Source organism: Micromonospora sp. CPCC 205739 (assembly GCF_036906795.1).
In the GTDB taxonomy this organism is placed as follows: domain Bacteria; phylum Actinomycetota; class Actinomycetes; order Mycobacteriales; family Micromonosporaceae; genus Micromonospora.
This window is the reverse complement of record NZ_JBAKHS010000011.1, coordinates 70310-93204: the sequence shown is the minus strand read 5'-3', so window position 1 is coordinate 93204 and position 22895 is coordinate 70310. Positions and strand designations below refer to the sequence as shown.

Sequence of the window (22895 nt, the reverse complement as noted above, 5' to 3'; positions counted from 1 at the left end):
GCGAAGCCCAGGCCGGCGACGCCGTCAACGGCGTGCCGTGATTCGACGCCCGATGTCCACCTGATCGAGACCGGTCAGGGGCGCGGCGCGGTTTCCACCCGGAACACCGGGTGCCGGGCGGCGATCGCCGCGAACTCCGCCAGCGGGGCGCGCCGGTCGACCGGCAGGTGCGGTCGGGCGCCGGGGGCCAGCTCGAGGTAGCGGCGCAGGATCGGGGGCCGCCGCGCCACGTCGACCTCCCGCAGCACGACGTGCTCCCGCCCGCCGTGGCGCAGCACCGCCCGCCCTCCGGCCGCCCGCACGTTGCGCACCCAGTCGGCGTGCTCCCCCAGCATCGACACCAGGTAGCGGGCGCCGTCGACGTCGGCCACCACCACCGGCACGGCGATGCTCCGGCCGGTGCGCCGCCCGCGTACCTCCAGCGTAACCGCGCGGCGCGGGGCGAGCACCCCGGTGGCGAACTGGGCGGCGTCCACCCGGTGCATCACCCGCGCCAGCCGACCGGGACGGTCCCCGGGGTACATCCGGCGCTGGGCCTCGTACAGCAGCTCCACGATCCGGCGCACGTCCACCTCCCACGGTTCCTGCGTCGAGTCTGCGCGCCGCAGGCCGATCGTCGCAGGGTGTCGGTCCCAGCGAGGTGATCCGGATGCCAGGGCGCGTCAGCCGGCGGAGAGCACCTCCCGCAGGCGGGCGGCGAACCGCGGCGGGTCCTCGGCGAAGCCGATGTGCCCGCCGGGGAACATCGTGGGCGCGACACCCAGCGCCTCGGCCAGCGCCCGCGACGTCCGGTCACAGACCTGGCCGGTCGACTCCTCCCCCAGGCCGACCACCACCCGCGTCGGGCCGACGCGCAGGGCGGCGACATCCGGCTGGAACCGGGTCGTGCCGGCGATCATGTGTACGTACTGGAAGTGCTCGTCGGCGGCGGCCTGCGGCTCGGGCTCGCCGCCGAACATGGCCTGGACGACCTCCTCGGGCAGCGCGATGTTCGCGGTGGCGAGGAACTGCCGCCCCGCGCCCAGCCGGTCGCCGGCGAGGTACGCGGCGACCATGGCGTCCTCCCGGGCGAAGAGTTCCTCCCGGTCGTCGAGGAGGCCGAGCAGCGGCGCCTCGTGGGCGATGACGGTGTGCGCCCGCTCCGGGTGGGCCTGGGCGAGGGCGAGGACGGTCACCGCGCCGCCGCTGGAGCCGAGCACGGCGGCCGGGCCGGCGTCGAGGTGGGCGATCAGCCGGGCGACGTCGTCGGCCCGCAGCTGCGGGGTGGAGTCCTGGTGCGGGTCGTGCAACCGGCTGCGGTTGATGCCGCGCGGGTCGGTGGTGAGCACCGTGTGGTCGGCGGCCAGCAGATCGGCCAGCGGCGCGAACGCCTCGGCGTCCATCGGGGCGGCGACCAGCGCCACCAGCGGCCCCCGGCCGCGTACCTCGTAGTGCAGCCGGCCGTCGGGGACCTCCAGGGTCGCGGTGGTGACGGATGCGGTGGACGTGCTGCTCATCGGGTCCTCCCGGGTCGTGGTGTGCGCGCGTTCCGGATGGAGACTCCCGTCGTACGGCAGAATCGTCGCTCGTGAGCGTTGTTTCTCCGCGCGTCGCCGACGGCGCTGCCGACGCGGCCCTGGACCGGGCCCGCGCGGGCGACCAGGTCGCCTTCGCCGAGCTGGTGGCCCCGCTGCGCCGCGAGCTGCACGCGCACTGCTACCGGATGCTCGGCTCCGCCCACGACGCCGACGACGCCCTGCAGGAGGCGCTGCTGCGGGCGTGGCGCGCGCTGCCGCGCTTCGAGGGGCGCAGCTCGGTGCGCTCGTGGCTGTACACGGTGGCCACCCGCACCTGCCTGGACGTCGTGGCCGGCCGGGGCCGCCGGGCGCTCCCGGTCGACCTCGGCCCGTCCAGCGACCGGGCGGTGCTGGACGACGCGCCGGCGGGTCACGTCGCCTGGCTCGGCCCCTACCCCGACGCCGGGCTGGCCGGCGGTCCGGCCGCCCCCGACGCGCGCTACGAGCAGCGCGAGGCCGTCGAGCTGGCCTTCGTCGCGGCCCTGCAGCACCTGCCGGGCAACCAGCGGGCGGCGCTGCTGCTCTTCGAGGTGCTGGGGTTCACCGCGGCCGAGATCGCCACCATGATGCGCACCTCCGTCACCTCCGTGAACTCCGCGCTGGCCCGCGCCCGGCGGCTCGTCGCCGACCGGGTGCCCCCGGCCAGTCAGCAGCAGACCCTCCGCAGCATCGACGACGCCCGGCTGCGGGAGATCGTCACCGGCTACGCCACCGCCCTGGAGAACCGCGACACCGACGCCCTGGTCGCCCTGCTGACCGAGGACGTCACCTGGTCGATGCCGCCGCTGCCGCACTGGTACCGAGGGCTGGCGGCGGTCACCGACTTCGCCCGCGAGCTGCCGATGACCCGCTGCGGGAGCTGGCAGCACCGCACGACCAGCGCGAACGGGCAACCGGCGGTGGCGTCGTACCTGCGCACCGAGGACGCCGGGGCGTACCTTCCCTGGTCGGTCAACGTGCTGACGCTGCGCGACGGGCGGATCGCCGGAATCACCTCCTTCCTGGGAGCCGAACACTTCCCCGGGTTCGGGCTGCCCGACTCGCTGCCGCCGGTCAGCGACGATCATCCCGGCCCCCCGTAAGCGCGCTGCTGACGAGCGGGGACGGGTGATCGGAGCTGTCTGTCACAACCTCGTCCTCGCGCACTTGCGAGTCGGCGCCTACCCCCATCGGCGGCCACACACCCGCGCTCCATGATCGTGCCGAACCCGACCTCCCGGGCGTGGGCCGGCCCTGCCCAAGGGCGTCGAAGACCGTCCCTCGTACAGGTTCGGGGGCGGACGGTGTAACCGGTACAAGCCACCCGACCGGTCGAGGATCCACTCATCGATGAACATGTTGACGCTTTAGTTAATAGTCCTTAAGATTTGCCTGCCTCGAGGAGACCGTCCCTGTCCTGCTCGTACGCCCGTCCCGGCGGCTGTCCCACCCAGCGCCGGCCGGGGCAGCAGGACGCCGTAACCCGCCCAACGGGAGGTCCTCGATGTCCTCACCACGTCCCCGCCGCCGCTTCGCCCTGGCCGCCGGTCTGCTCGCACTGGTCACTGGCTCGGCCCTCACCCTGACCCCAGTCGCGGCCGAAGCCGCGGTCCTGCCCAACAATTTCAAGAGCGTCGGCTACATGCCGTCCTGGGCCGGCAACGTCAACACGGTCCAGTACAGCAAGCTCACCCACATCAACTACGCATTCGTGCTGCCCAACAACGACGGCAGCCTGCGCCCGGTGGAGAACCCCAGCAAGCTCTCCTCGCTCGTGTCGCTCGGGCACGCCAACAATGTCAAGGTGTCGATCGCCATCGGTGGTTGGAACGGCGGCAACGACTCCGCGTTCGAGGCGCTCGCCGCCAATTCCGGCACCCGCAACGCATTCGTCAGCAACGTCATCAGCTTCGTCAACCAGTACAACCTCGACGGCGTCGACATGGACTGGGAGTACTCCGACCCGGGCGCCTCGGCCAACAACTACTCCCTGCTGATGCAGCAGCTCAGCAGCGCACTGCACAGCCGCGGGAAGCTCCTCACCGCCGCCGTGGTCGCGGAAGGCTACTACGTCGACGGCGTACCGACCGCGGTGTTCGGCTACGTCGACTGGCTGAACATCATGGCGTACGACGGCGGCAGCCCGCACGCCAACTACAACTGGTCGATCAACAGCATGAACCTGTGGAAGTCGCGCGGCCTGCCCGCCAGCAAGGCGGTGCTCGGGGTGCCGTTCTACAGCCGGCCCGGCTACTACACCTACTCCGCGCTGGTCAGCATGGACCCGGCCAACGCCAATCGGGACTGCACGACCGTCGCCGGCGTGCAGGAGTGCTACAACGGCATCCCGACAATCAAGCGCAAGACCCAGTGGGCACTGGCCAACGCCGGCGGAATGATGAACTGGGAACTTTCCCAGGACACCACCGGCTCGACCTCGCTGGTCAGCGCGATCTACGACACCGTCATGGGCGGCACCACCCCGAGCGGACCGACCGGCCCGATCACCGGCATCGGCGGCAAGTGCGTCGACGTCGCCGCGGCCAACACGGCCAACGGCACCGCCATCCAGCTTTACACCTGCAACGGCACCGCCGCGCAGACCTGGACGGTGGCCACCAACGGCACGCTCCGGGCCCTGGGCAAGTGCGCCGACGTGACCAGCGGCTCCACCGCCAACGGGGCCAAGGTCCAGCTGTGGGACTGCAACGGCACGGGCGCCCAGGTCTGGCAGGCACAGGCCAACGGCACGCTGCGCAACCCGCAATCGAACAAGTGCCTGGACGCCACCGACAACAGCTCCGCCAACGGCACCCGGCTGCAGATCTGGGACTGCTTCGGCGGCGCCAACCAGGTCTGGCGCCTCCCGGCCTGACCCACCGGCGGCCGCCGTCCGCGCCTGCCTGGCGCGGACGGCGGCCGCACGCTTGCCAGCAGGACCACACGCGACGGTATGCAATGCGAAGCACTCAGAGGACCTGCTGAATCCCGGCGACCCCCGCGTGCCATTGCCCGGGAGCGCCTGGTCCAACGCGCTCTCTGCGCTCGACGGTATGGGATTGCGGAAGTCCGGCAGCCGGCTGCCGAACGCTCAGATCATGCCGGAGTCAGCCTGCAATCCGTCCCCACCCGCGAGCCTGGTCGATGCCGCCGCTGCCGCACTGGTACCGAGGGCTGGCGGCGGTCAGTGACTTCGCCCGTGAGCTGCCGATGACCCGCTGCGGGAGCTGGCAGCACCGCACGACCAGCGCGAACGGGCAACCGGCGGTGGCGTCGTACCTGCGCACCGAGGACGCCGGGGCGTACCTTCCCTGGTCGGTCAACGTGCTGACGCTGCGCGACGGGCGGATCGCCGGAATCACCTCCTTCCTGGGGGCCGAACACTTCGCCGGGTTCGGGCTGCCCGACTCGCTGCCACCGACCGGCGAGGGTGGCAGCGACCGGCCGTCCCGGTGACCAGGACGGCGCGAACGCGGCGTCCCCGCAGGTGGCGCGGGCCGGCGTGGGCCTACCCCACGCGGCCGAGGAAGGCCAGCACGCGTTCGGTGAGCAGCGCGGCGGCCGGCTCCTCGTAGGAGGAGAGGCTGCGGTCGGCGAACAGGTGCTGCGGCCCCGGGTAGAGGAACAGCTCGGCGTCCGGGGCCGCCGCGACGAGGGCCTGGGCGGCGTCGAGGTCGCCCTCGTCGACGAAGAACTCGTCGGCGTCCATCCCGTGCACCTGCACCGGCACCCCGGCCGGCCACTCCCCGCCGAATTCCGAGGTCGGGATGCAGCTGTGAAAGAGCAGGGCGCCCTTCGCGCCCGATCGGGTCTGGGCCAGCAGTTGCGCCGGCATGACCCCGAGCGAGAACCCGGCGTACACGAGCCCCGCGGGCAGCCCCTCGGCCGCGAGCCGACCACGCTCCAGGATCACGTCGAATCCGACCTGTCGGCCGTAGTCGAGACCCTGCTCCAGGGTCTCGAAGGTCTTCCCGTCGTAGAGGTCCGGGGTGTGCACGGTATGCCCGTCCCCGCTCAGCCGGTCGGCGAAATCGCGGACACCGGGTGTCAGCCCCTGCGCGTGATGGAACAACAGCACCTCAGCCATGCCACGTCCTTCTTGTGGAATCTCCTCGTGCGCGACGTCCAGGATGATGCCCGGCACGCCCGACATTCTCGCGAGCCGACCCTGTTACGGTGCCGCGGTGCGGCAGGAGACCTTCTGGGCCATCGTGGAAAGCTGCCGCGCCGAGGCGGGCGCCGACAGCGAGCACGCCGCCCGGCTGGTCCTGCGCCGGCTGCGAGCCCTGAGCCCGGAAGAACTCATCGAATACGAGCGCTGGTGGTTGCGCGCCCAGGCCGAGCTGTTCACCTGGCCGGTCCGGGACGCGGCCACCCTGCTGCTCGGTCCCTTCGACGACGAGACCTTCCTGTCGGTCCAGGACTGGATCGTCTCTCACGGCCGACCGGTGCTGCGGCGGGTCCTGGACGACCCCGACCACCTCGTCGAGTTGGCGGGCGACCGGCACAACGCGCGCGTCGACTGGTTCCGTCACCTGCCCGCCGAGGTGCACATCGCACTCACCGGCCGGCCCTGCGAGGTGGATGGGGACGACGGGCCGGAGGAGCCGTGCGGCCGGCCGGTTGACCTGCGCGACGCCGCGCAGCTGCGGCAGCGCTTCCCGAGGCTGATGGCGTACCTGGACGGGAACACCTGGATCGCACGCCCCTGGGACGACCGGTAATTGGCAGGCGTCCGGGAGGACGCCGGCGGTACGGTCCGGCGATGGACGACGCGGACGGGTACTTCGGCGAAGCGGTGGCGGCGACCTACGACGACCCGACAACGGAGATGTTCGACCCCGCGGTCGTGGGGAGCACCGTCGACGTGCTGGCCGACCTCGCCGGCACGGGCCGGGCCCTGGAGGTGGGCATCGGGACCGGACGGGTCGCGCTGCCGCTGGCCGCCCGCGGCGTGCCGGTACACGGCATCGACCTGTCCCGCGCGATGGTCGACCGGCTACGCGCCAAGCCCGGCGGCGACGCGATCGGCGTGACGATCGGGGACTTCGCCACCACGCGGGTGGAGGGCACGTTCTCCCTGGCGTACCTGGTCTTCAACACGATCATGAACCTGACCACTCAGGAGGCCCAGGTGGCCTGCTTCCGCAACGTCGCCGCGCACCTCGCTCCCGGCGGCTGCTTCGTGATCGAGGTGCTGGTCCCCGAGCTGCGCCGGCTCCCGCCCGGCCAGAACGTCGTGCCCTTCCACGTCTCCCCCACCGGGTGGGCGTTCGACGTCTACGACGTCGCCACCCAGGCGACCAGCTCCAACTACGTACGCATCGTCGACGGGCGCGGGGAGTACCGGTCGATTCCCTTCCGGTACGTGTGGCCGGCGGAGCTGGACCTGATGGCTCAGCTCGCCGGGCTGCGGCTGCGGGACCGCTGGGACGGGTGGAACCGGGGACCGTTCACCAGCGAGAGCCGCCAGCACGTCTCGGTCTGGGAGAAGCCTGCCGACTGACCGTCCGAGTAGGCGATTGCATGAGTACGTTGCGCGGCACGCATGCCGACGCAGTCAGTCACCGCTGGTCGGCCTTTTGATATCCATAGTCACGGTCCGACGAGCGTGACCTCGGTCGTGTGGGAGCCAGTGTCAGATGCGATCCGGCATCGCCCGCCTCGTGTGCTGTCAGGGTTGCTGTCGGGTCGACTCGGGCGGCGAGGGCGCCTCACCTGGGTGTTTGTGCTCGCGTAGCGTGTCCCACGCCGCGACCCCGGCCAGCACGGTGGCTGCGGTGCTGGTGCCGATCAGCGGCGGCAGGCGGACCAGCACCGGCGCCAGAGCGGCAAGCGCGAGAAGTCCGATGACCCGGGACGCGGACACCCGGGTGAACACCTCGTACTCGAGGCGGGACCGCCCGGCCAGGAACAGCGCGGGCCCACCCAGGATGACCGCGAGCCACAGCGGATCCTCGTGTCCGACCGGATGGTGGATGACCAGTGCGTGGCCAACGCCGGTGGCGAGGATGCCGGTAACGATGACCAGGTGGCTGTGGAAAGCAGACCGACCGAAGCGGGCTGGGCTGGGGATGGCCTCGATGGCGGCGGGCAACACCGCCCCAGCGCGGTGGAAGTAGATTCGCCACATCAGGATCGTGCTGGCGAAGGACACGACGCTCGGCACCACCCGATCGGGGGTGAACTCCTGGGCGAACGTCATTCCCGTGAGCAGGATCGTCTCACCGAGCGCAATGACGATGAACTGCTGAAACCGCTCGGCGATGTGCTCGCCGGCGAGCTTCCAGTCTTCGGTACGGGTGCGGCCAAGTCCCGGAATGGGCCAGCCGAGAGTGAGTCCCGTGTAGTCCAGCGCCAACGCCAGCGTCCACAGGACCCCCCGCGCGGGACTCTGCGGGAAGAGAACCGCCCCGGCGATCCAGGGCACGGCTGATACCGCTGCCCAGCAGAGTGCCCGCGCGGGGGTGTGCCGTTCACGGTCGTACCGGCCGAGTAGGAGCACGACGCACTTGCCGAGTTGGATGGCGACATAGGTGACCGCGAAGACCACGCCTCGATCGCCGAACGCAAAGGGCAGCGTAACCGCCACAATCATGCTGCCGAACATGACCAGGACGAGCACGAGCCGGATCGCCCCTCTTCGCGGATCGAAGGCGCTGGTCACCATCGCCGCGCGGACCCAGGTCAACCAGAGGGCCAGCAGCAACAACGCCGTCTGCCCGAGTTCTGGCAGAACGACCCGCCCCTGTGTGGTCAAGTCGACGATCAGCCGCTCCGAGATCCGGGTGAGCGCGAAGACATAGACCAGGTCGAGCAGGAGCTCCCCCTCGCGGCCACGGAGACCACGCAAGCCGCCGACCGTCATCTTCCGCCCGTTTCCGTCCGCCTCGCGCCACTGTTGACGCAGTCGTACCACGCCGGTCAGGGCCCCCGACGCGGATAGGCGGAACCCTGGTCGGCTGACTGATCCGCTGCTAGACCCTCTCGGCGGGCCCCCGCCCGACGCGCATGTCGCGTACAGCCGACAGGATCGGCGGACTCGAAGGGATCCTGGTCGCGACCCACTTCTTCTCCGACCTCCGAAGGCTCCTCGCGAAGTCCATTCAGCTCCTTCTTCAAGCGGCCGGTCCTCTTGCGGCGTTGGATCATCCGCCATCTCGGCGTCTCTCACCACTTTCTCAAGTAGGCTGCCAAGAAAGAAAACTGCCTGCCCGCAGCAGCTCAGGATCCCGCGACTTCCGGGGCGAATGCAGGCTTCCCGTAACCTGAAGAAGAAACATGGATTCTTCTCGTGGAAGACCGCGATCGATGCGCGGCATCAGCGCATCGAGGCAGGCGAAGGCCGTTGCCGCCTGCTCAGCGAAGTCCTTCGACTCCGACTCTTAACCGACTTCCGCGTCCTGGTTACTTGATCTCAAATGGAGGGCTCTTGAGCACCACCGTGAAGTCGTTCAATTACAACGTTCCCTGGGAGGGTCTGTTCGGATACAGCCAGGCGATGCAGGTCGGAGACACGATCTACATCTCAGGGCAGCTCGCGCACGACGCCGAGGGGAACTTCGTGGGGGAGGGCGACTTCGACGCCCAGGTGAAGGCAACGTTCGACAATCTGGACAAGGTGCTGGCACACTTTGGCGCTTCCCGACGCCAGGTGGTAGAGACCACAGTCCTCGTCGTGGGCCTGTCCGAACACTTCAACGCAGCGGCTGCGGCACACGCACGGTACTTCGGGGACCACCGTCCGACCAGCACCGCCAGTGGAGTGGTGGAACTGGCTCTACCGGCCCAACTCGTCGAGATCGGGGCCGTCGTCCGCCTGGACATCGGCTCCTGACGCACGCCAGCCGGGGAGGCCCGCCCGGGGCCGTAGGCACCACGACGGGGCCACCCCCGGCACGCTTTCGCAGATCCAGAGCCCCTGCGCTGATCACTTGGCGTTGAAGTAGTTCGCCTCCGGGTGGTGCACCACGATCGCGTCCGTCGCCTGCTCCGGCACCAGCTGGAACTCCTCCGACAGCTGCACCCCGATCCGCTCCGCGCCCAGCAGCTCCACGATCTTCGCGCGGTCCTCCAGGTCCGGGCAGGCCGGGTAGCCGAACGCGTACCGGCAGCCCCGGTAGTCGGTGCGCAGCAGGCCGGCCAGGTCCGCCGGGTCGTCGTCGGCGACGCTACGGCCACCGGGCAGGGTCAGCTCCGCGCGGACCCGCCGGTGCCAGTACTCGGCGAGCGCCTCGGTGAGCTGCACGGACAGACCGTGCACCTCCAGGTAGTCGCGGTACTCGTTGCTGGCGAACATCTTCGCGGTGTACTCGCTGATCGGCTGCCCGACGGTGACCAGCTGCAACGCCACCACGTCCAGCTGGTCGCCCTTGGGCCGGAAGAAGTCGGCCAGGCAGAGCCGCCGCTCCTGCCGCTGCCGGGGGAAGGAGAAGCGGGCCCGCTCGACGCTGCCGTTCTCGTCGAGCACCACCAGGTCGTTGCCCTCGGCGTACGCGGGGAAGTAGCCGTACACCACCGCCGCCTCGAGCACCTTGTCGGCGGTCAGCCGGTCCAGCCAGTACCGCAGCCGGGGCCGGCCCTCGGTCTCCACCAGCTCCTCGTAGGACGGGCCCTTGCCGCCCCGGGCCCCGCGCAACCCCCACTGCCCGAGGAAGGTCGCCCGCTCGTCGAGCAGCGCCGCGTAGTCGGCCAGCGGCACGCCCTTGACCACCCGGGTGCCGAAGAACAGCGGGGTGGGCACCTCCACGTCGGTGGCCACGTCGGAGCGGACCGAGGCGTCGTGCAGCTCGGGCAGCGCCTCGGTGACCATCGTGCGCTGCCGCTCCCGGCGGGCCCGCCGGGCGGCCAGGGCGGCCTCCCGCTCCGGGTCGACCACCGGCGCGCCACCGCGCTTGGCCGTCATCACCCGGTCCATCAGGGACAGCCCCTCGAAGGCGTCGCGGGCGTAGTGCACCTGGCCGGGGAACATCGCCCGCAGGTCGTCCTCGACGTACGCACGGGTGAGCGCGGCCCCGCCGAGCAGCACCGGCCAGCGTTCGGCCACCCCGCGGGAGGCCATCTCGGCCAGGTTCTCCTTCATGATCACGGTGCTCTTGACCAGCAGGCCGGACATTCCGATCGCGTCGGCGCGGTGCTCCTCGGCGGCGTCCAGGATCGCGTTGATCGGCTGCTTGATGCCGATGTTGACGACCTCGTAGCCGTTGTTCGACAGGATGATGTCGACCAGGTTCTTGCCGATGTCGTGCACGTCGCCGCGGACGGTGGCGAGCACGATGCGGCCCTTGCCGCCGTCCTCGGCCGTCTCCATGTGCGGCTCCAGGTAGGCCACCGCCGTCTTCATCACCTCGGCCGACTGCAACACGAACGGCAGCTGCATCTGCCCGGAGCCGAACAGCTCGCCGACGACCTTCATGCCGTCGAGCAGCAGATCGTTGATGATCGACAGCGGGGACCGGCCGCCGGCCATCGCCGCGTCCAGGTCGGCCTCCAGGCCATTGCGCTCACCGTCGATGATCCGCCGCTTGAGCCGCTCGTCCAGCGGCAGGGCGGCCAGTTCCTCGGCCCGCCCGGCCCGCGCCGACGCCGCGTCCACGCCCTCGAACGCCTCGATGAACCGCTGCACCGGGTCGTACCCCTCGCGGCGCCGGTCGTAGACCAGGTCCAGCGCCACCTCCCGCTGCTCGTCCGGGATCCGGCTGATCGGCAGGATCTTGCTGGCGTGCACGATGGCGCTGGTCAGGCCGGCCTGCTGGCACTCGTGCAGGAACACCGAGTTGAGCACCTGCCGGGCCGCCGGGTTCAGCCCGAACGACACGTTGGAGATGCCCAGGGTGAAGTTGACGCCGGGATAGCGCCGGGCGATCTCCCGGATCGCCTCGATCGTCTCGATGCCGTCGCGCCGGGTCTCCTCCTGACCGGTGGCGATCGGGAAGGTCAGCGCGTCGATCAGGATGTCGGAGCGGTCCATCCCCCACCGCCCGGTGAGGTCCTCGATGAGGCGGCTCGCGACCCGGACCTTCCACTCGGCGGTCCGCGCCTGCCCCTCCTCGTCGATCAGCAGCGCCACCACGGCGGCGCCGTGCTCCTTGACGATCGGCATCACCCGGGCGTAGCGGGACTCGGGCCCGTCACCGTCCTCGAAGTTCACCGAGTTGACCACGCACCGGCCGCCGAGCATCTCCAGCCCCGCCTCGATCACCGCCGGCTCGGTGGAGTCCAGCATGATCGGCAAGGTGGAGGCGGTGGCGAAGCGCCCGGCCAGCTCACGCATGTCCTGCGTGCCGTCCCGGCCGACGTAGTCGACACAGAGGTCGAGCAGGTGCGAGCCGTCCCGGGCCTGGCTGCGGGCAATCTCCACACAGGCCTGCCAGTCGGCGGCGAGCATGGCCTCGCGGAACGCCTTGGAACCGTTGGCGTTGGTCCGCTCCCCCACCATCAGCACCGAGGCATCCTGCGCGAACGGCACCGGGTGGTAGATCGAGGAGACGCCCGGCTCGTGCCGCGGCTCGCGCGGCACCGGGGTCGCGCCGTGCAGCCGCTCGGCCAGCACCCGGATGTGCTCCGGGGTGGTGCCGCAGCAGCCGCCGACCAGCGTCACGCCGTACTCGGTGACGAACCGCTCCAGCGCGTCGGCCAGCTCCACCGGGGTCAGCGGGAAGTACGCCCCGTCCGCCGTCAGCACCGGCAGGCCCGCGTTCGGCATCACCGACAGCGGGATCCGCGAGTGCTGGGACAGGTAGCGCAGGTGCTCGCCCATCTCGGCCGGGCCGGTCGAGCAGTTCAGCCCGATCAGGTCCACGCCCAGCGGCTCGATGGCCGCCAGCGCCGCCCCGATCTCGCTGCCCACCAGCATGGTGCCGGTGGTCTCCACCGCCACGTGGCAGATGATCGGCACCTTCCGGCCCAGCTCGGCCATCGCCCGGTGGCAGCCGACCACCGCCGCCTTGACCTGGAGCAGGTCCTGGCAGGTCTCCACGATCAGCGCGTCCGAGCCGCCCTCGATCAGGCCGGCGGCGTTCTCCTGGTACGCGTCGCGCAGCGTGGCGTAGGCGGTGTGCCCGAGGGTGGGCAGCTTGGTGCCCGGCCCGATCGACCCGAGCACGAACCGGGGCCGCTCCGCGGTGGCGTACGCGTCGGCCGCCTCCCGGGCGATCCGCGCGCCGGCGGCGGAGAGTTCCCGGATCCGCTCGGGGATGTCGTACTCGGCGAGGTTGGCGAGGTTGGCGCCGAAGGTGTTCGTCTCCACACAGTCCGCCCCGGCGGCCAGGTACGCCTCGTGCACGCCGCGCACCACGTCCGGGCGGGTGACGTTGAGGATCTCGTTGCACCCCTCCAGGCCCTCGAAGTCGTCGAGTGTCAGGTCGGCAGCCTGCAACATCGTCCCCATCGCCCCGTCGGCGACGAGGATCCGGTCGGCCAGCACATCCAGCAACGAAGTCCGCACCGGTCCAGGTTAATGCGACGACCGGGCGATCGGTCGACAGCCACCGCCGGTCCCACATTCTGCCCACGGCAACCCGTATCCCTTTCGCACCCTTTCGGCGGCCGGGCGGGGCGGCGGACCGGCGCGGCCGACGGGCCGCACCTGGCGCCGCCACGTAGGCTGGCGGACGTGAAGGACAACAGGGACGCCACCGTGCACGGCCGGCGGAGGACCGGGTCGGCGCCCGGCGCCGTCGGAGACGAGCAGGGTGAGGTGACGGCGTGACCGAGTTCGACGGGCTGCCGGTGCTGCGGTCCCCGGTGGCGATCGCCGCCTTCGAGGGCTGGAACGACGCCGCCGACGCCTCCACCGCCGCCGTGGAGCACCTGGAGCAGGTCTGGCAGGCCCGGCCGGTCACCGAACTGGACCCGGAGGACTTCTACGACTTCCAGGTCAGCCGCCCGACGATCACGATGGCCGACGGTGAGACCCGGCGGGTCGAGTGGCCCACCACGAAGTTCATGGTGGCCAGCCCGGAGGGCACCGAGCGGGACGTGGTGCTGATCCGCGGCATCGAGCCCAGCATGCGCTGGCGCACCTTCTGCGAGCAGGTGCTGGAGATCTGCCACAGCCTCGAGGTCGAGCGGGTGGTGCTGCTCGGCGCGCTGCTGGCCGACGTGCCGTACACCCGTCCCCTGCCGATCAGCGGCAGCGCCTCCGACGCGGAGGCCGCCCAGCGCTACCAGCTCACCCCCACCCGGTACGACGGGCCGACCGGCATCGTCGGCGTGTTGCAGGACGCCTGCACCCGCGCCGAGGTCGACGCGGTCTCGTTCTGGGTGCACGTGCCGCACTACGCCAACAACCCGCCCTGCCCCAAGGCCACCCTCGCCCTGCTGCACCGGGTCGAGGAGGTGCTCGACCTGCCGGTGCCGATGGCCGACCTGGCCGAGGAGGCCGCCGAGTGGGAGCAGCGGGTGCGCGGCGCCGCCGAGCAGGACGCCGAGCTCGGTGAGTACGTCCGCGAGCTGGAGGAGCGGGTCGGCGACGCCGGCATCACCCCGTTGACCGGGGACGAGATCGCCCAGGAGTTCGAGAAGTACCTGCGCCGCCGGGGCGGTTCCGCCGGCCCCACGGCGGGCTCCTGGTAACGCCCTTCCCCACCGAGTCATCGGCCCCGGACGTTCGCGTCCGGGGCCGTTCTGTGCGTGTCCGGGGTGGCGCGGGTCACGCCGCGTAGGGCATCCTAGGAACCTAGTGGTATGAGGAGGCGGGTGTGCAGATCAACCCGGGGGCCGCCGAGTTCCCCCACCGGCAGATCGCCGCGCAGCTCAAGGCCCAAGTGCGCCGCGGTGACTGGGCACCGGGCGAGCGGCTGCCGTCCATCCCGGCCATCGCCGAGATGTTCGGCGTGGCGAAGCAGACCGTGCAGCGCGCCGTCGACCAGCTGCGGGTCGAGGGCATCCTGATCACCAAGCCCGGCTCGGGTACGTACGTGCGGGGCACCCGCCGCCGGCTCAACCGGCTCTCCCGGGGCCGCTACGGCGGCTTCCGCGGTTACCACACCGACCTGGCGGCCCGGTACCGGCAGCAACTGGTCTCCGTCGGCCGCGTTCCCGCCCCACCGGAGGTCGCCGACGCGTTCGGAGTGACCGACGGCACCGAACTGCTCTGCCGTCGGCACCTGGTGCGCACCGAGGACTCGCCGGTCGAGGTGGGCGCCTCCTGGTTCCTCCCGGCCGACACCGCCGGCACCTCGCTGGAGCGGGCCGAGGCGTTCGGCCGCCCGCTATACCAGGAGGCCGAGGAGGCCACCGGCCGCCGGTACGTCTCGGCCACCGACACCATCAGCGCCCGCCAGCCCAGCCGGGAGGAGGCGGAGACCCTCCAGATCCGTCCGGACACCCCGGTGCTGCACCTGCTGCACGTCGCCTACGACGAGAAGCGCAAGCCCATCGAGGTCGCCCAGGCCACCTGGCCCGGCCCGATGACCACCCTCACCGAGGAGTACAAGATCCCCGCCCCGGCCCCCGACCAGGACCCCGACCCCGGCCTGGTCCTCGGCTGACGCATGCCGCCCGCCACCGGCCCCTGACCTTCATGATCCAGTCGCATTCTCCGACACCGCGGACGACGTGTCGTGCCGGTGAATGCGACTGGATCACGGGGCTACGACCCGCTCAGCGCGGGGCCGAGCTCAGAGGCGGATGCCGAGGAGGGCGTCGACGGTGTCGGCGAAGAGGGCGGGTCCCTGCGCATCGTCACCGGTGCCGGCCAGGGCGCGGTCGGCCCAGTCGTCGGCCAGCGCCAGGGCGCCCGGGGTGTCGAGGTCGTCGGCGAGCCGGGCGCGTACCCCGGCCAGGAACTCCGCCCCGGACGGCCCGGCGGGCGCGGCGGCGGCCCGCCGCCAGCGGTCCAGGCGCGCCTGCGCGGTGGTGAGGAGGTCGTCGGTCCAGGCGCGGTCGGCGCGGTAGTGCCCGGACATCAGGCCCAGCCGCACCGCCATCGGGTCGACCTTGTCGGCCCGCAGCCGGGAGACGAAGACCAGGTTGCCCCGGGACTTCGACATCTTCTCGCCGTCCAGGCCGATCATGCCGGCGTGCACGTAGTGGTCGGCGAAGGGCGCCTGGCCGGTGAGCCGCTCGGCGTGCGCGGCGGAGCACTCGTGGTGCGGGAAGATCAGGTCGTTGCCGCCGCCCTGCACGTCGATCCGGTCGCCGAGCAGGCTCAGCGCGATCACCGCGCACTCGATGTGCCAGCCGGGGCGGCCGGCGCCCAGCTCGCCACCCGGCCAGGACGGCTCGCCCTCGCGGGCGCCGCGCCACAGTAGCGGGTCGAGCGGGTCGCGCTTGCCGGGCCGGTCGGGATCGCCGCCGCGCTCCGGGAAGATCTCCAGCATCTGCTCCCGGGTCAGGTTCGACTCGTAGCCGAACGCCGGGGCGGCCGAGATGTCGAAGTACACGTCGCCGGTGCCGTCGTCGAGGCGGTACGCGGCACCGTCCTTGAGCAGGACGAGGACCTTCTCGGCGATGTCCGGGATCGACTCCACCGCGCCGACGTAGTGCTCCGGCGGGATGATCCGCAGTGCCTCCATGTCCTCCCGGAACAGCGCCGTCTCCCGCATGGCCAGGACCTTCCAGTCCTCGCCGTCGCGGGCCGCGCGCTCCAGCAGCGGGTCGTCGATGTCGGTGACGTTCTGCACGTACCGGACGTTCAGCCCGGCGTCGCGCCACAGCCGCTGGACCAGGTCGAACGTGATCATGGTGGCGGCGTGGCCGAGGTGGGTGGCGTCGTACGGGGTGATGCCGCAGACGTACATGGTGGCCGCGCCGTCGGGGCGGCTGGGGTGCACGCCGCGCCGCGCCGAGTCGTACAAGCCCAGTGGCCCGCCGCCGCCCGGCAGCCGTGGCACCTCATGTCCCGCCCAAGACTCCATGACCGTCAGCCTAACGAGCCGTCCGGCGGTGGACAGGCACCCTACGGGTGATCAACGTGACAGCGGCTCACATGGGCGGCCAGGGCATGGCCGGCCAGTCCTGCGGAGGGTTCGGGTACCGGCCGGTGTCGCGCAGCCGGTCGACCCGGGCCGTCAGCTCGGCGATCTCCCCGATCGTCAGGTGGGCGGCGAGCTCCTCGCCCAGCTCGCCGGCGACCTGACCGGCCAGCGTGTCGAGCATCTCCACCGCGTCCGGCGGCAGCTGCCGGCCGGCCCAGCCCCACAGCACCGTCCGCAGCTTCTCCTCCACGTGGAAGCAGACGCCGTGATCCACCCCGTAGAGGCGGTCGTCCGGGCCGACGAGCACGTGACCGCCCTTACGGTCGGCGTTGTTCAGCACCGCGTCGAGCACCGCCAGCCGGGCCAGCCGCGGGTCGTCGGCGTGCGCCAGGGCGTACGCGGCGCCGTCGTCGTCGCGGGCCGCGGCGACCGGGATCCAGCGCGGCGGCACCGCCCCGGCGGGCACGAAGCCGACCAGCGGCTCCGCGTCGTCGGGCTCGTCGATCCAGAGCTGGCAGGAACCGGGCCCGAACGGGCCGTCGCGCAGCACGGTCGGCGGCACCAGGTCCCACCCGGTGGCCCGGGAGACCAGGTAGGCGGCGACCTCCCGGCCGGCCAGGGTGCCGTCGGGGAAGTCCCACAGCGGGCGCTCGCCGCGCACCGGCTTGTAGACGCAGCGGGCCGTCCGCCCGTCCAGGGTCAGGATCCCGCGCAGCGTGGTGTTGGAGGCGTCGACCAGCCGCCCCTCCAGGGTCAGCTCACCGTCGCGCAGCAGCCGGAGCGCCGCGCTGCCGTCCTGGCGGGGCTGCAACTCCGACGAGGTCACCGGTGGTAACCGTTGTGCCGCGGGCAGAGGTGCCCGGCGGGGTCGAGCGGCTGGCCACAGAGCGGGCAGGGCGGACGGCCGGCGTTGACCACCCGGCGGGCCCGCTCGATGAACTCGCGGGTCGCCTCGGGAGTCAGCCGGACCCGGAGCCGGTCGAGGTCCTCGTCCGGCTCCTCGACGTCGTCCTCGTCGTCGTCCTCCTCGTCGCCCAGCTCGACCTCGGCCTCGGTCTCGCCGGCCGCGATCGCCTCGATCACCACGGTCGCGCTGTCGACGTCGAAGGCCAGGCCGAGGGTGCCGACCCGGAACTCCTCGTCGACCGGGGTGTCCAGCGGCTCGTTGTCGCCGACGACGGCGGGCGCCTCGGGCAGGTCGACGCCGAAGCGGCGCTGGGCCTCGGCGAGCAGCTCCTCCAGCTTCTCGGCGAGCAGGGACACCTGCACCTTCTCCAGCGCGACGCTGACCAGCCGGCCGCCGCCGCGCGCCTGGAGGAAGAACGTGCGCTCCCCCGGTGGCCCGACGGTCCCGGCGACGAACCGCTCCGGCGGCTCGAAGGCGTGCACCTGGTGGGTCATACCCACGACCCTATCCGGCGCGCGGGAGCGTCGCGCACCGCACCGAGGGTGGTTCAGCCCAGGGCGAAACGCCGCGGGCCGCGCGGCGCCCGGTCGGGCGTGGCGGGCGACTCACCCGGCCGCGCCGGCGCCGCCGCCCACCGCGGCGTCCGAGTCGGTCGGCCGGGTCGCCCGCCGGCGCCGCTTGCGCGGCGGCGGCACCAGCCCGGCGAGGTCGCCGCCGGTGTCGTTGAGCCGGACCAGGAAGGGCCGCAGCGGCGTGTAGCGGATCGCGGTGACCGACGCCGGGTCCGCGACGATGCGCTGGAACAGATCCAGGTGTACGCCGAGCGCGTCCGCCACGATGGCCTTGATCACATCGCCGTGGCTGCACGCCAGCCAGACCGCCTCCGGCCCGTGCTCGGCGGTGACCGCCGCGTCCCAGCTGCGCACCGCGGCGACCGCCCGCGCGGCCATCGCCGCCATCGACTCCCCCTCGGGGAAGACCGCCGCGCTCGGGTGCTGCTGCACCACCGGCCAGAGCGGCTCCTTGGCCAGCTTCTTCAGCGGCTGCCCCTCCCAGGCGCCGTAGCCGCACTCGATCAGGCCCTCCTCGACCACCGGCTCGACCTGCGGCAACGCCAGCTCCAGGGTCTGCCGGCAGCGGATCAGCGGACTGGTCACCACCGTGGCCAGGGGCAGCGCGCGAAGCCGCTCGCCGACCGCAGCGGCCTGGGCCCGCCCGGTGTCGTCCAGCTCGACCGGCTGGCGGCCGGCCAGCCCCCCGTCGGCGTTCGCCGTCGTCCGGCCGTGTCGCAGAAGCAGAAGGGTCGCCACGACACCACCCTAGGCGCAGGCCGGAGACGCGACGGCCCCCGGCACCGTGGTGTCGGAGGCCGTCTGCGGCGGTCGCCGCCGGTACGCCTCAGGTGGCGGTGATCGTGCCGGTGAGCAGCAGCGCGAGCACCAACGTGCCGAGCGCCACCCGGTAGAGCACGAAGACGTACAGGGTGTGGTGGGCCACGTAGCGCAGCAGCCAGGCGATCGCGGCGTAGCCGATGGCGAAGGCGATCACCGTGGCCACCACCATCTGCGCCACGGTCGGCACCGAGGTGCCCGGCGCGGCCGGCTCGAACACGTCACCGACGCTGAAGACGCCGGACATCACCACCGCCGGGATGGCCAGCAGGAAGGAGTACCGCGCCGCCGCCTCCCGGGTGAGGTTGAGCAGCAGGCCGGCGGTGAGCGTGCCGCCGGAGCGGGACACCCCGGGGATCAGCGCCATCGCCTGGGCGAAGCCCATCACCACGCCGTCGCGCATCCGGAAGTTCTCCAGGGTGCGGGTCTGCCGCCCCCAGTACTCGGCGAAGGCGAGCACGAAGGCGAAGACGATCAGCGTGGTGGCCACCACCCAGAGGTTGCGGCCGGCGGTGCGGATCTGGTCCTTGAACAGGAAGCCGAACAGCCCGATCGGGATCGAGCCGACGATGACGTACCAGCCCATCCGGTAGTCGAGGCTCGAGCGCACCGAGCGGTCCCGCAGGCCGAGCAGCCAGGTGCGGGTGATCCGCCAGATGTCCTTGGCGAAGTAGATCAGCACCGCCGCCTCGGTGCCCAGCTGGGTCACCGCGGTGAAGGAGGCGCCGGCGTCCCGGTCGAAGAAGATCGCGGAGGTGATCCGCAGGTGTCCCGACGAGCTGACCGGAAGGAACTCGGTAAGTCCCTGGACGATCCCCAGGACGATGGCTTCGACCCAGGTCACTCGCCGACCCCGGACAGCTCCAGCGCCTCGGCGACGGTACGCAGGGTCTGCACGCCGCTGTCCCGGTCGGCGACGAAGAGGGTCACCGACAGGGTGGTCACGCCGGCCGCGGCGTACTCGCGCATCCGCTCGGCGATGCGCTCCTTCGGGCCGAGCAGCGAGGTGCGGTCGATGAACTCCATCGGCACCGCGGCGGCGGCGTCGCGCTGCCGCTTGGCCAGGTAGAGGTCCTGCACCTCGCGGGCGGCGTCGCCGTAGCCCATCCGGGTGGCGAGCTGGTTGTAGAAGTTCTGCTGGCGGCTGCCCATGCCGCCGACGTAGAGCGCGGCGTACCAGCGGACCAGCTCGGCGCAGGTGGCGATGTCGTCGCCGACCACCACCGGCACGGAGGGGACCACGTCGAAACCGGCCAGCTCCTTGCCAGCCCTGGCCCGGCCCGCGGCCACCGAGGCGAGCTGCTCCTCGGCGAACTCCGGGGCGTAGAAGACGGCCAGCCAGCCGTCGGCGATCTCGCCGGCCAGCTCCAGGTTCTTCGGGCCGACGGCGGCCAGGTAGATCGGGATGTGCTCGCGGGGCGGGTGGAAGCCCAGCCGCAGCGCCTTGCCGGGGCCGTCGGGCAGCGGCAGGGTGTAGTGCTCGCCGTCGTAGGCGACCTCCTTGCGGGCCACCGCCAGCTTCACGATGTCGACGTACTCCCGGGTGCGGGCCAGGGGCTTGGCGAACCGCACACCGTGCCAGCCCTCGGAGACCTGCGGGCCGGACACGCCGAGGCCGAGCCGGAACCGGCCGCCGGAGAGCGCGTCGATGGTGGCCGCGGTCATCGCGGTCATGGCCGGGGTCCGGGCGGGGATCTGCATCACCGCGCTGCCCACGTCGATCCGCTGGGTCTGGCCGGCCATCCAGGCCAGCATGCTGGGCGAGTCGGAGCCGTAGGCCTCCGCCGCCCACACCACCGAGTAACCGAGCCGGTCCGCCTCCTGGGCGAGCGCCAGGTGGTCGGCGGGTGTGCTCCACGCCGTCTGGTATCCGAGACTGAGCCCTAGTCGCACTGGATCCTCCCCATCCGCACCACAGGTCGCACCAGGGTACGCAATGGCGGTGGTGGTCACGATCACCGGCTCACCCGCCCCCGCCGGGGTGCCCGGCGACCAGCGCGGGGCCCGGCCACGGTCGGATCGGCGACGCGGCGGGCAGAGATGACGGGAGCGAGGATATCCGTGACGCCGGGTTCGAAATAAGGTTCACCCATGCAACAGCGACCGCTCGGCCGAAGCGGGCTGGCGGTTTCCCGGCTCGCGCTCGGCACCATGACGTGGGGCCGGGACACCGACGCCGACGACGCGGCCGCCCAGCTGAAGAGTTACCTCGACGCGGGCGGCAATCTCGTCGACACCGCCGACGTCTTCGGCGACGGTGACGCCGAGTCGGTGCTCGGCTCGCTGCTGGGCGCCCTGGTCCCCCGCGACGAGCTGCTCATCGCCACCAAGGCGGGGCTGCGCCCGGGCAGCGGCCGGCGCCGGGACGGCTCGCGCGGGCACCTGCTGCGCACCCTGGACGCGTCGCTGCGCCGGCTCGGCACCGACCACGTCGACCTGTGGCAGGTGCACGGGTACGACCCGGACACCCCGCTGGAGGAGACCCTGGCGGCGCTGGACCACGCGGTGGCCAGCGGCCGGGTGCGCTACGTCGGCCTGTCGAACTTCTCCGGCTGGCAGACCGCCCGCGCCGCGGCCTGGCAGGCGGCCTGGCCGGGGCGCGCCCCGGTGGTCGCCACGCAGGTGGAGTACTCGCTGCTGGAGCGGGGCGTCGAGCGGGAGGTGCTGCCGGCCTGCGGCGCGCTCGGGCTGGGCGTGCTGCCCTGGTCGCCGCTGGGTCGTGGGGTGCTCACCGGCAAGTACCGGCACGGACGGCCGGCCGACTCCCGGGCCGCCTCGCCGCACTTCGAACGGTTCGTCGCCACCTACCTGGAGCCGCGCTGCTCCAGCATCGTGGAGGCGGTGGCCACCGCCGCGGGCGGGCTCGGCGTCTCGCCCATGGAGGTGGCGCTGGCCTGGATCCGGGACCGGCCCGGGGTCACCGCGCCGATCCTGGGCGCCCGCACGGTGGGTCAACTGCTCGGCGCGCTGCAGGTGGAGCGGATGACCCTGCCGGCGGAGATCACCACCGCGCTCGACGACGTCTCCGCCGTGCCGGTCGGCTACCCGGAACGCGACGGCTGACGCTCCGGCGGTGGGCCGGCCGGGCCGCGCCGGGCCAGCCGCACGCTGCCCGCGCCGCACGGGACGGCCGGCCGCTGGCCCGTCCCCCGGCAGGGGACAGTCGCGGGCCGGGGGCTCCGGGAACGACGCGGCGGGCCGAGCGGGGCCGGCGGGGCGGGTCAGCCCAGGGCGGGACGGTCGCCGGGGATCTCGCGCACGGCGGCGAGGAAGCGGGCCTGGTCGTCGCGGGTGGCCGGGTTGACGATCCGGATCCACGAGCCGTCGTCGAAGTGCAGCGTCGTCGGGAACTGCATCAGCCGCGCCGAGCCGTGGTCGCAGTCGATCCGGCTGATCCGCCGCCGCTCGACGCTCCACAGCAGCCGCGGCTCGCGCCGGTCCGGCCGGCCCTCGTCCGGTCGGCGGCCCATCCGCAGCAGGTGCAGATGGGTGTCGGTGACCGCGAGCGGGGTGCCGGTGTAGCGCTCCAGGAACAGCAGCAGGCTGCCGGCGAAAGTGGCGAGGTCGCCACTGAAGACGTACCGCCGGCGGTAGGCGATCTCGGCGAGCTGGTCGGCGAGCGGCCGGTACCGGCTGAGCCGGAACAGCGCCCGGAACGCCTCCTGCTCATCGGTGAGCGGCAGCACCGGCCGAGGCTGCGGGGCCACGGGGGTGGGCTCGACGTCGACCTGCCGGTCGGCCGCCTCGGGCAACCCCGCGGCGAGCGCGGCCGCCTTGCCGGGCAGCAGCAGCACCCCGGCGACGATCCGCACCGGCGTGAGCACCGCCTCCACCCAGGCCACCGGGTTGACGATGTGGAGCAGCCCGAAGAGCGCCCGGGGGTCGAGCGCGTCGGCGACCTCGGTGCCGACGTGGTCGACGAACTGGCTGCCGGCGCGGTGCGTCTCGTGCGCCCGCACCGGCGCCAGGCCGACGTAGCGCAGCTCCTGCCCGGTCACCAGCGGGGCGACCAGGGCACGCTCCGGCTCGTCGGAGGTGCGGAACTCGTCGCGCAGGGCGCGGGCCCGGTCGCGGGCCACCCGCGCGCCGTCGCGCACCGCGTCGCCGAGCCGCCCGAGCCGTCCCCACGTACCCGTCACGC

General features: G+C 72.3%; 21 protein-coding genes. 9 read left to right on the top strand and 12 right to left on the bottom strand.

What is annotated here, in order from left to right; translation table 11 throughout:
• Positions 1 to 74: 74 nt before the first annotated feature.
• On the bottom strand, positions 75 to 566 hold the full coding sequence (locus V6U88_RS18135) for a nitroreductase/quinone reductase family protein (protein ID WP_334454505.1): 492 nt from the start codon (positions 564 to 566) through the stop codon (positions 75 to 77).
• Positions 567 to 662: 96 nt separating this feature from the next.
• Positions 663 to 1496, bottom strand: coding sequence for an alpha/beta fold hydrolase (locus V6U88_RS18130; RefSeq protein WP_334454503.1), 834 nt, complete (start codon positions 1494 to 1496; stop codon positions 663 to 665).
• Between the two features lie 71 nt (positions 1497 to 1567).
• Here V6U88_RS18130 and V6U88_RS18125 point away from each other — a divergent pair, with 71 nt between their 5' ends.
• The 3 genes from V6U88_RS18125 (at position 1568) to V6U88_RS18115 (ending at position 4991) form a co-directional block, all read left to right on the top strand.
• The gene (locus V6U88_RS18125) at positions 1568 to 2638 is read left to right on the top strand and encodes a sigma-70 family RNA polymerase sigma factor (protein ID WP_334454501.1); all 1071 of its coding nucleotides are present in this window, start codon (positions 1568 to 1570) and stop codon (positions 2636 to 2638) included.
• Between the two features lie 401 nt (positions 2639 to 3039).
• Positions 3040 to 4410 (top strand): glycosyl hydrolase family 18 protein, encoded by a 1371-nt coding sequence (locus tag V6U88_RS18120; RefSeq protein WP_334454499.1) that lies wholly within the window; start codon positions 3040 to 3042, stop codon positions 4408 to 4410.
• Positions 4411 to 4679: 269 nt separating this feature from the next.
• Complete coding sequence (locus V6U88_RS18115) at positions 4680 to 4991, top strand: hypothetical protein (protein ID WP_334454497.1); 312 nt, start codon at positions 4680 to 4682, stop codon at positions 4989 to 4991.
• A gap of 52 nt (positions 4992 to 5043) precedes the next feature.
• Here the strand turns inward: V6U88_RS18115 and V6U88_RS18110 are convergent, their stop codons facing one another.
• Positions 5044 to 5622: a dienelactone hydrolase family protein gene (locus tag V6U88_RS18110; protein ID WP_334454495.1), complete on the bottom strand. Its 579-nt coding sequence runs from the start codon at positions 5620 to 5622 to the stop codon at positions 5044 to 5046.
• A 97-nt stretch (positions 5623 to 5719) separates the two neighbouring features.
• Here V6U88_RS18110 and V6U88_RS18105 point away from each other — a divergent pair, with 97 nt between their 5' ends.
• Both V6U88_RS18105 and V6U88_RS18100 read left to right on the top strand, forming a co-directional pair.
• Positions 5720 to 6259 carry a DUF4240 domain-containing protein gene (locus V6U88_RS18105; protein ID WP_334454493.1) on the top strand — a complete coding sequence of 180 codons (540 nt, stop codon included), beginning with the start codon at positions 5720 to 5722 and terminating at the stop codon, positions 6257 to 6259.
• A 41-nt stretch (positions 6260 to 6300) separates the two neighbouring features.
• The gene (locus tag V6U88_RS18100; protein WP_334454491.1) at positions 6301 to 7041 is read left to right on the top strand and encodes a class I SAM-dependent DNA methyltransferase; all 741 of its coding nucleotides are present in this window, start codon (positions 6301 to 6303) and stop codon (positions 7039 to 7041) included.
• A gap of 168 nt (positions 7042 to 7209) precedes the next feature.
• Here the strand turns inward: V6U88_RS18100 and V6U88_RS18095 are convergent, their stop codons facing one another.
• Positions 7210 to 8403, bottom strand: coding sequence for a low temperature requirement protein A (locus tag V6U88_RS18095; RefSeq protein WP_334454490.1), 1194 nt, complete (start codon positions 8401 to 8403; stop codon positions 7210 to 7212).
• A 564-nt stretch (positions 8404 to 8967) separates the two neighbouring features.
• Here V6U88_RS18095 and V6U88_RS18090 point away from each other — a divergent pair.
• Positions 8968 to 9372 carry a RidA family protein gene (locus V6U88_RS18090; protein WP_334454488.1) on the top strand — a complete coding sequence of 135 codons (405 nt, stop codon included), beginning with the start codon at positions 8968 to 8970 and terminating at the stop codon, positions 9370 to 9372.
• Positions 9373 to 9465: 93 nt separating this feature from the next.
• Here V6U88_RS18090 and metH read toward each other — a convergent pair whose 3' ends face one another.
• On the bottom strand, positions 9466 to 12981 hold the full coding sequence (gene metH / locus V6U88_RS18085; protein WP_334454487.1) for a methionine synthase: 3516 nt from the start codon (positions 12979 to 12981) through the stop codon (positions 9466 to 9468).
• A gap of 260 nt (positions 12982 to 13241) precedes the next feature.
• Here metH and V6U88_RS18080 point away from each other — a divergent pair, with 260 nt between their 5' ends.
• Together V6U88_RS18080 and V6U88_RS18075 are read left to right on the top strand one after the other, a co-directional pair.
• A complete protein-coding gene (locus V6U88_RS18080; RefSeq protein ID WP_334454485.1) occupies positions 13242 to 14111 on the top strand; it encodes a PAC2 family protein in 870 nt (289 codons plus the stop codon).
• A gap of 125 nt (positions 14112 to 14236) precedes the next feature.
• Positions 14237 to 15028 carry a GntR family transcriptional regulator gene (locus V6U88_RS18075; protein ID WP_334454483.1) on the top strand — a complete coding sequence of 264 codons (792 nt, stop codon included), beginning with the start codon at positions 14237 to 14239 and terminating at the stop codon, positions 15026 to 15028.
• A 129-nt stretch (positions 15029 to 15157) separates the two neighbouring features.
• Here V6U88_RS18075 and mshC read toward each other — a convergent pair whose 3' ends face one another.
• The 6 genes from mshC to V6U88_RS18045 all read right to left on the bottom strand — a co-directional run bounded on the left by mshC (position 15158) and on the right by V6U88_RS18045 (position 20647).
• Entirely contained in the window at positions 15158 to 16396 is a 1239-nt protein-coding gene (mshC, locus tag V6U88_RS18070; RefSeq protein WP_334454481.1) for a cysteine--1-D-myo-inosityl 2-amino-2-deoxy-alpha-D-glucopyranoside ligase, read from the bottom strand.
• A gap of 67 nt (positions 16397 to 16463) precedes the next feature.
• Positions 16464 to 17282, bottom strand: coding sequence for an SCO1664 family protein (locus tag V6U88_RS18065; protein WP_334454479.1), 819 nt, complete (start codon positions 17280 to 17282; stop codon positions 16464 to 16466).
• Positions 17279 to 17857, bottom strand: coding sequence for a DUF3090 domain-containing protein (locus V6U88_RS18060; protein ID WP_334454477.1), 579 nt, complete (start codon positions 17855 to 17857; stop codon positions 17279 to 17281). The genes V6U88_RS18065 and V6U88_RS18060 overlap by 4 nt, the downstream gene beginning before the upstream one ends.
• A 111-nt stretch (positions 17858 to 17968) precedes the next feature.
• The gene (locus V6U88_RS18055; RefSeq protein ID WP_334454475.1) at positions 17969 to 18673 is read right to left on the bottom strand and encodes a histidine phosphatase family protein; all 705 of its coding nucleotides are present in this window, start codon (positions 18671 to 18673) and stop codon (positions 17969 to 17971) included.
• An 88-nt stretch (positions 18674 to 18761) separates the two neighbouring features.
• On the bottom strand, positions 18762 to 19598 hold the full coding sequence (locus tag V6U88_RS18050; RefSeq protein ID WP_334454474.1) for an undecaprenyl-diphosphate phosphatase: 837 nt from the start codon (positions 19596 to 19598) through the stop codon (positions 18762 to 18764).
• Positions 19595 to 20647: an LLM class F420-dependent oxidoreductase gene (locus V6U88_RS18045; protein WP_334454473.1), complete on the bottom strand. Its 1053-nt coding sequence runs from the start codon at positions 20645 to 20647 to the stop codon at positions 19595 to 19597. The genes V6U88_RS18050 and V6U88_RS18045 overlap by 4 nt, the downstream gene beginning before the upstream one ends.
• Before the next feature lie 198 nt (positions 20648 to 20845).
• Between V6U88_RS18045 and V6U88_RS18040 the strand changes: the two genes are divergently transcribed.
• Positions 20846 to 21817 (top strand): aldo/keto reductase, encoded by a 972-nt coding sequence (locus V6U88_RS18040; protein ID WP_334454471.1) that lies wholly within the window; start codon positions 20846 to 20848, stop codon positions 21815 to 21817.
• Between the two features lie 158 nt (positions 21818 to 21975).
• On the opposite strand, the gene V6U88_RS18035 is transcribed toward V6U88_RS18040, so the two are convergent.
• Positions 21976 to 22893, bottom strand: a complete 918-nt coding sequence (locus V6U88_RS18035) for a hypothetical protein (protein WP_334454470.1) — start codon at positions 22891 to 22893, stop codon at positions 21976 to 21978.
• Positions 22894 to 22895 lie beyond the last annotated feature (2 nt).